The organism is Klebsiella sp. GB_Kp056 (genome assembly GCF_040064755.1).
Classification (GTDB): domain Bacteria; phylum Pseudomonadota; class Gammaproteobacteria; order Enterobacterales; family Enterobacteriaceae; genus Klebsiella; species Klebsiella quasipneumoniae.
This window is the reverse complement of record NZ_JBEAJA010000037.1, coordinates 151645-158777: the sequence shown is the minus strand read 5'-3', so window position 1 is coordinate 158777 and position 7133 is coordinate 151645. Positions and strand designations below refer to the sequence as shown.

Genomic DNA, 7133 nt, shown 5'->3' with positions numbered 1-7133 from the left:
TCGCGGCCATGATGCCGCTTTTTGCCGGGTGGCGGCTGCGCCTGACCCGGCCTACGCCTTTTGGGAGTCATTATGTCGTTCTGCCACATGCGCATCGCCAGACCGGTCAGCGAACTGGAGAGCACCGCCAGCATGTATTGCGCCGGGCTGGGGCTGCAGCAACTTGGAAGCTTTACCGATCATGAAGGATTCAGCGGGATGATGGTCGGTTCGCCGGATGCCAGCTGGCATCTGGAATTCACCCACTGCCGCCACCATCCCGTTACCCCCTCGCCAGGAGATGAAGATCTGCTGGTGCTGTACTATCCGCAGCCTGAGGCCTGGAAGGCACAATGCAGCGCCATGGACGCCGCCGGGTTTCTGCGCGTCACGGCATTCAACCCCTATTGGGAGGTCAACGGCGTCACTTTCGTCGACCGCGACGGCTATCGCACCGTGCTGCAAAACCGCGCCTGGGGGGAAGTGCGAAATGTTTCACATCACGAGGAGCCTCAATAACCTCCCTGAGGTGACCCGCACCGCGCCCGGCGGGGGCGTTAAGCCTGTTCCGCCCGCAGCCACGGCGTCACGGTAAGCCCGGCCAGCAGACCTTCCGGACTGAGCAGACGGGTGACGGTCTGCCCCCACGGCTCGTCGCGCGCGGCAACAAGGAGGTGGTACCCCTGCTGCTGCAGCCGCGCCGTCGCCGCGGCAAGGTCGCGGACCTCAAATTCAATCCACGCCTGCGGCACCGGCTCCGTCTCCGGCCACTGCTCCTGACCAAAACAGGACTGCGACGCCTGCGCCAGCGGCCACAGCGCAAAATGCTTCACCCCGCCGATGGCATCCTGCTCGCTAAGCAGATACGCCTCGTTACCCGGCATCGGCTTCAGCGGTAATCCCAATGCCTGACAATAGAAATCACGGCTTTGCGAGGTGCTTTGGGTAATAGGGCCGAAGCCCGCAATGAACATAACGTCAATATCGGCGAATTCCTGGGACATATTCTCTCCTCAAGGCGGCGGCAAGATACCGTCATCATGCCCCGAAGCCGGCGTCAGCGGCAACACCGTTAATGACGGCGGCGAGGCCATCGATCACGGATAAAACTCCCTCGCCACTCGCCAGCCTCTTCGCGGCGCGTTATGCTAAACATCCCTATGTATTAACCCTTTATCCCTATGAGCACTTCCGTCAGCACCACGCAACTTAATCTGCGCATCATTTCGATCGTTGTTTTTACCTGTATCTGTTATCTCTCTATTGGTCTGCCGCTGGCCGTTCTGCCGGGTTATATTCACTATCAGCTGGGCTACAGCACCTTTGTCGCCGGGATCGTGATCAGCCTGCAGTACATCTCGACGCTGATAAGCCGGCCGCACGCCGGGCGCTACACCGATATCTGGGGCCCGAAAAAAGTGGTTAGCCTCGGGATCGTCTGCTGTCTGCTCAGCGGCGCCTTCACGCTGCTGGCGGTAATGTTGCAGGCGATGCCGATGCTGGCGATTGCCGCGCTGTTGGCGGGCCGGGTGTTTCTTGGCGTCGGCGAAAGCTTTACCGCCACCGGCGCCACGCTATGGGGGATCAAAACCGTCGGCGCGATCCATACGTCGCGGGTGATCTCCTGGAACGGCGTGGCAACCTATGTGGCGATGGCGGTCGGCGCGCCGCTGGGGGTCACCCTGAACCAGTATTTCGGCATCAGCGGCTTTGCCACGGTGGTGGTGCTGGTCGCCGCCATCGGCCTGCTGTTCGCCCGCACGCGGCAGGACGTCAGCGTGACCGCCGGCGTCAGAGCGCCCTTTCACGCGGTGGTGCGCAAAATCTGGCCTTATGGGCTGGGGCTGGCCTTTGGCACCGTCGGTTTCGGCGTTATTGCCACCTTTATCACCCTCTACTTTGCCGCGCACAGCTGGCAGGGCGCCGCGTTTACCCTCTCGCTGTTCAGCGTCGGCTTTATCTGTGTTCGCCTGGTGCTGGGGAACACCATCACTCGCTATGGCGGGGTCCCGGTATCCCTGGCCTGCTTCGTCATCGAATGTCTCGGCCTGCTGCTTATCTGGCTGGCGCCGTCGGCCTGGGTGGCGGGGATCGGCGCCTTTCTCACCGGCTCGGGTTTTTCGCTGGTCTTCCCGGCGTTGGGGGTTGAGGCGGTAAAACAGGTGGAAGAGCAAAACCAGGGGACCGCCCTTGGCACCTACTCGGCGTTCCTTGATCTCGCGCTGGGGCTGACCGGGCCGCTGGCCGGCTGGGTCGCCGGTTACTACGATCTCGCCACCCTGTATCTGCTGGCGGCAATCGTCGTAGTGTTCGCTTTCCTGCTGATTTTACGCGTATATCTGCAACAGCGGGCCGCGGTCAGGACGTAGCCAGGCCCGGCTAGCGGAACGCCGCGGGCCGCCGACACCGGCAAAAAACGAATCGGCAATTGACGACGATTCGGCTTCCGTGCCAACATCCCCTTCAGCGTCTGGCGACAGATGCAAGGACGGTGGCGGAAAACAACAGAGATCGCGCAACGATCCGGCCCGCCGCCGTAGTCCAATCCGAATCACTGACCCACACGGTGAATTCCTGATTCTGGCGGGAAACACAGACATGCACCAAAGTTTTAATCAGCGCGTTCATTTCTATTACTGCGTCCTGGTCGCGCTGAAGATGCACGGAAAGTCGAAAAAGTCGGGCGGTATCAGAGGAAAGAACAACTTTCTGCTGAAATGGCTGCGCCGGGCGCAGGATAACAACATTTTCCCTCCCGATATCACCAGTGAAATAGAATGGCTGCGCGGGAAGATTATTCAGGCCGGCTACGATACCGATCTCGAGCCGATGCTGGATTTTGTTTACGCCACCGCCAGCCGCGCCGAAGCGCTCAAGAACGCCGAATAAGCCACTGCGCCCGCTGCGGGCGCAGATGCTGCCCAATCCGCTTACTCCCTGACAATGTGCCCATCACGCACGGGATAGCCTGCTGAGGTTATTTTATCGGTGACACTGTCACGCAAGGCAGATGCTGCAGTGGATCATTTCCCCCTGACAGGCGGCCCCGGGCGTTCTATGCTTTGCCCTGTCTCCCTTACACAGGACAACGCCCGATGGCCGACTGGAACCCCACGCTGTATCTGCAGTTTGACGCTGAGCGCACCCGCCCGGCGGCTGACCTGCTTTCCCGTATCGCTCACCTGCAGGTCGAGAGCGTCGTTGACCTTGGCTGCGGGCCGGGCAACAGTACCCGCCTGCTGCGTGCCGCCTGGCCGCTGGCGGCGATCGTCGGTATCGATAACTCCCCGGCCATGCTGGACCAGGCGACGCAGGCCTTACCTGACTGTGAGTTTATCGAGGCCGATATCGCCAGCTGGCGGCCTGCGCAACCGCCGGACGTGATCTATGCCAACGCCTCGCTGCAGTGGCTGGCGGATCATGAGACGCTGTTTCCGCATCTGGTTAACCAGCTGGCGGAGAACGGTACGCTGGCGGTGCAGATGCCGGATAACTGGCAGGAGCCCTCCCATACTCTGATGCGTCAGGTCGCCGGCGAGCTGGGATTACCGGACCGTGGTCGCCAGCCCTTGCTTCCGCCGGACGCCTGGTACGATCTGCTCACCCGTCAGGGCTGTGAAGTTGATATCTGGCGCACCACCTATTTTCATCCGCTCGCTTCCCATCAGGCAATCGTCGACTGGCTGCAGGGCACCGGACTGCGACCTTATCTGACGGGCCTCGATGAACCGGCCAGGAGCGCCTTTCTGACCCGCTATTTGGCATTGCTGGCCGACCACTATCCGTTACAGTGTAACGGAATGGTGCTTCTGCGCTTCCCGCGTCTGTTTATCGTGGCGCGAAAAAGAGCCGCCTGACGGTTGGCCTGAGTAAGTCGTAAAACATAACCAACACAAAAATAAGAGCGGGCCAGCTGACCATCCTGATTTTCAGGATTAACCATCCTGAACATTGCGATATTCAACATATTCCTCAGCGTGCGACAGTGACGACCACTTCAACCTGTAACGGGAGTCACTATGCATACCCCCTCTGTCGATCGCCACACGCTGGCCGCCATTGCGCCAAAACTGGCCGAACTGACCGAAACGGTGCTGTTTGGCGATATCTGGGCGCGCAGCGAGCTGTCGCTCCGCGAACGCAGCTTAATCACCCTCTCCGCCCTGACGGCGCTGGGCAAAACGGAGCAACTGCCCTGGCATATCGCCTACGGCTATCAAAATGGCCTGAGCCAGGAGGAGATGGTCGAATTGTTTACCCACCTGGCGTTCTACGCCGGCTGGCCGGCGGCGGCCAGCGCCCTGACCTGCCTGAACGCGCAGGAGGCGCCATGCCTCTGACGCGTATTTCGCTTGGCGCGGCCTGGCGTCCCGCGGAGTTTGCTCAACTGTCGGCGCTATTCCATGAATGCCTGGTGGCGGAGTTTGACGTGCCGCCGGCGGACAAATTTCAGTTTATCGAGCAGACCGCCGACGGACAGCGCATTTACGACCCGCATTATCTCAGCGGCGGGCGCAGCGCCCGCTTCGTGCTGTTTCATATTTTCGCCGGGAAGCCTCGCCGCCGGGCGCAGAAACAGGGGCTCTACCGTCGGCTGTGCGCGCGGTTAGCCGATGAGATGGCGGTCAGCCCGCAGGACGTGATGGTGGTGATCCAGTTTAACCAGCTGGAGGACTGGAGTTTCAGCGCCGGCATAATGGCGGGTGAATAAGACAGGCGGCACCTGCAGGGCGCCGCGATTCAGGCTATTTTGTTGCTACCAGGCGAGATGATGCACCAGTGACAGATCCCAGGCCGTCGCCAAGAGCGAAAGAAACATTATCAGATTGACCACTGTTTCGAGACGTTTTTCCATCGTTGCTTCTCCTGAGCCTGTTTCCCCTGTTATAGCGGGAAAAGCTTAACAACATCTTATCGCTTCAGGAGTCGAGGGTGATCCTGTAGCGCACATAATCGTCAGCCGGGGTGAATTCATCATACAGGTGGCGGGCGGGATTATCACGGCGAGTATGCCAGTACAGACGTGACCAGCCTTTCTCAGCCCCTTCGGTTTGCAGCGACTTAATCAGCGTTCTGGCAATGCCTTGTCCGCGGAAGGCAGGATCGACGAACAGATCCTCCAGATAGCAGATCGGCGTGGTGACCCAGGTGCCTTCGTGCAGAATGCAGATAGCGAACCCCACCACGGTATCATCCACCACCGCGACTCTGCCCAGCACGGGTGAGTTCACCTCCAGCATCCGCTGCCAGGTGCATTCGGTCACCTCTTCCGGCTGCGGGCTGCCGTAGAAGCGGGTATAGCCTTCCCAGAGCTGAAGCCATTCGGCTTTGTCATGCGGCCGAACTTCCCGGATATCGATGACCATGCGAGTTTCCTTACAGATGAATGAATTAGCCTGCGAACATTGGCAGGAAATATGTGTTAAGGCCATTATTTTCCTGCGCAGGTATTTGTTCAAGCGGCTTAACCACAATTCTCCCCCTGTGCAGGGCGATTTGGCACTAAAAAGCCTTTTGCAGCGAGGCTGCCGACCGGCTAAATCTGGTTAATAAAAAAGTATGTTGTAACTAATTCGATTGCGATTAAACCCGGCCGCAGCCGGGTGAATAGACTCCGCTATCAGCAGAGCGGCCTGACGGCGTCGCGCATACCGCGGGTCAGGATAGCGTCAAGGTCAGCGGCGACCTGCTCCACCAGGCCGGGGATCTGGCTGAGATCCTGCTCCCAGTGGGACTCCACGTTGAGCACAGCGGAAACCAGCTCGCGGGTGCATATCTGGCCGTCACGATGGCGGGCCCAAAGCGTCTGGTAGCGCGTCAGCCATTCCGCATCATCCTGTACCGGATAGCTTGTCCCCTCCCGCTCTCCCCGGTAGAAGGCGATCAGCGCCGCCAGGGCGAAGGTCAGGCGCGGCGGCAGCGCGCCATGCGCCTTCTGTCCTGCCAGCAGCTGCGGCAGAATACGGGTGCGGTATTTGGTCATGCCGTTGAGAGCGATCGAGAGCAGCTGATGTTTGATATAGGGATTACGGAAGCGCCCGGTCACGGCGCTGGCGAATGACACCAGCTCATCGCGCGGCAGATCCAGCACCGGAATAATCTCGTCATAAATCGCCTTTTCGACAAACGCGCAAATTTCCGCATCGTTCATCGCCTCGCCGACGGTGTCGATCCCGGCCTGGAAGGCCACCGGCACCAGGGCGGTGTGCGCCCCGTTGAGGATCGCCACTTTGCGCTCTTTATAGGGCTTGATATCGTCCACGATGCGCACATTGAGCGGCAGCTTATCGAGTCGCAGCTCGCTGGCTAATGAGGCGGGCCCCTGAATAACGAACAGATAAAAGTGCTCGGCAGTATCGAGGAAAGCGTCCTGATAGCCGGTTTGCGCCTCCAGAGCCGCCACTTCATCGCGCGGGTAACCTGTCACTATGCGATCCACCAGCGTGGAACAGAAGGTATTTGCCGACGTCAGCCAGTTGATAAAGGCCTGCGGCAGCTGCCACTCGGAGGCATAGCGCAGCACCAGCGTCTGCAACGCCTCGCCGTTATAATCGATCAGTTCGCAGGGGATGATCACCCATCCCTTATCGGCTGCGCCGGCAAAATGCTGGTAGCGTTCAAACAGCAGGCGGGTCAGTTTTGCCGGATAGCTTACCGGCGGCGCGTCATCAAACCGATCCCCGGCATGGTAGCTGATGCCCGCCTCAGTGGTATTGGAAAAGACAAACCGCATCTGGGGGTTATGCGCCAGACGTAAAAAAGCGTCGTAGTCAGCGTAAGCGCTGATTTCCCGATTGACCGAGCGGATCAGCCGCGCGTCGCTCACCGCTTCGCCCTGCTCGTTGAGACCGCGAATGATGGTGGTATAGAGGCCGTCCTGGGTATTCAGGGAGGGGGGGAAATCGGTGGCGATAGGACGAACGACCACGATGCCAGCATTCAGGTCGGTATGCGTGTTGAGCAGGTCAATCTGCCAGTCAACGAATGCGCGCAGGAAGTTACCTTCTCCAAACTGGATGATACGGTCAGGGTACTGCGCGCCGGGGAAATCACGACGGTTTAACGTTTTCACAATGGGTTCCCTCTAAGAGTAGTCATACAACCTGAGTAATTGGTCCAATAACTTATCAGGTTTTACTACCAGTGAAACCCTG

9 protein-coding genes are annotated in these 7133 nt (G+C 59.5%); 6 read left to right on the top strand and 3 right to left on the bottom strand.

Annotated features, from left to right (window positions below):
* Window positions 1-72 precede the first annotated feature (72 nt).
* Window positions 73-498, top strand: a complete 426-nt coding sequence (locus ABLV52_RS05330) for a VOC family protein (protein WP_180263393.1) — start codon at window positions 73-75, stop codon at window positions 496-498.
* A 38-nt stretch (window positions 499-536) separates the two neighbouring features.
* On the opposite strand, the gene ABLV52_RS05325 is transcribed toward ABLV52_RS05330, so the two are convergent.
* Window positions 537-983 carry a VOC family protein gene (locus ABLV52_RS05325; protein ID WP_348890121.1) on the bottom strand — a complete coding sequence of 149 codons (447 nt, stop codon included), beginning with the start codon at window positions 981-983 and terminating at the stop codon, window positions 537-539.
* Window positions 984-1160: 177 nt separating this feature from the next.
* Between ABLV52_RS05325 and ABLV52_RS05320 the strand changes: the two genes are divergently transcribed.
* The 5 genes from ABLV52_RS05320 (at window position 1161) to ABLV52_RS05300 (ending at window position 4690) form a co-directional block, all read left to right on the top strand.
* Complete coding sequence (locus tag ABLV52_RS05320) at window positions 1161-2348, top strand: MFS transporter (RefSeq protein WP_023289646.1); 1188 nt, start codon at window positions 1161-1163, stop codon at window positions 2346-2348.
* Window positions 2349-2577: 229 nt separating this feature from the next.
* Window positions 2578-2868, top strand: coding sequence for a hypothetical protein (locus ABLV52_RS05315; RefSeq protein WP_008804940.1), 291 nt, complete (start codon window positions 2578-2580; stop codon window positions 2866-2868).
* Between the two features lie 206 nt (window positions 2869-3074).
* A complete protein-coding gene (gene tam / locus ABLV52_RS05310; protein WP_348890120.1) occupies window positions 3075-3836 on the top strand; it encodes a trans-aconitate 2-methyltransferase in 762 nt (253 codons plus the stop codon).
* Between the two features lie 162 nt (window positions 3837-3998).
* Window positions 3999-4319, top strand: coding sequence for a carboxymuconolactone decarboxylase family protein (locus ABLV52_RS05305; protein WP_044522959.1), 321 nt, complete (start codon window positions 3999-4001; stop codon window positions 4317-4319).
* Complete coding sequence (locus ABLV52_RS05300) at window positions 4310-4690, top strand: tautomerase family protein (protein WP_023289643.1); 381 nt, start codon at window positions 4310-4312, stop codon at window positions 4688-4690. Before ABLV52_RS05305 ends, ABLV52_RS05300 begins: the two co-directional genes overlap by 10 nt.
* 208 nt (window positions 4691-4898) lie before the next feature.
* Here ABLV52_RS05300 and ABLV52_RS05295 read toward each other — a convergent pair whose 3' ends face one another.
* Together ABLV52_RS05295 and ABLV52_RS05290 are read right to left on the bottom strand one after the other, a co-directional pair.
* Window positions 4899-5345, bottom strand: coding sequence for a GNAT family N-acetyltransferase (locus ABLV52_RS05295; RefSeq protein WP_032452801.1), 447 nt, complete (start codon window positions 5343-5345; stop codon window positions 4899-4901).
* Window positions 5346-5599: 254 nt separating this feature from the next.
* Window positions 5600-7051, bottom strand: coding sequence for a tagaturonate reductase (locus ABLV52_RS05290; RefSeq protein ID WP_348890118.1), 1452 nt, complete (start codon window positions 7049-7051; stop codon window positions 5600-5602).
* Window positions 7052-7133 lie beyond the last annotated feature (82 nt).

Bases quoted from the DNA above. Each gene is read 5' to 3' on its own strand.
- ABLV52_RS05330 (WP_180263393.1), top strand. From the start codon at position 73: ATGTCGTTCTGCCACATGCGCATCGCCAGACCGGTCAGCGAACTGGAG.
- ABLV52_RS05305 (WP_044522959.1), top strand. From the start codon at position 3,999: ATGCATACCCCCTCTGTCGATCGCCACACGCTGGCCGCCATTGCGCCA.
- tam (WP_348890120.1), top strand. From the start codon at position 3,075: ATGGCCGACTGGAACCCCACGCTGTATCTGCAGTTTGACGCTGAGCGC.
- ABLV52_RS05300 (WP_023289643.1), top strand. From the start codon at position 4,310: ATGCCTCTGACGCGTATTTCGCTTGGCGCGGCCTGGCGTCCCGCGGAG.
- ABLV52_RS05320 (WP_023289646.1), top strand. From the start codon at position 1,161: ATGAGCACTTCCGTCAGCACCACGCAACTTAATCTGCGCATCATTTCG.
- ABLV52_RS05315 (WP_008804940.1), top strand. From the start codon at position 2,578: ATGCACCAAAGTTTTAATCAGCGCGTTCATTTCTATTACTGCGTCCTG.
- ABLV52_RS05325 (WP_348890121.1), bottom strand. From the start codon at position 983: ATGTCCCAGGAATTCGCCGATATTGACGTTATGTTCATTGCGGGCTTC.
- ABLV52_RS05295 (WP_032452801.1), bottom strand. From the start codon at position 5,345: ATGGTCATCGATATCCGGGAAGTTCGGCCGCATGACAAAGCCGAATGG.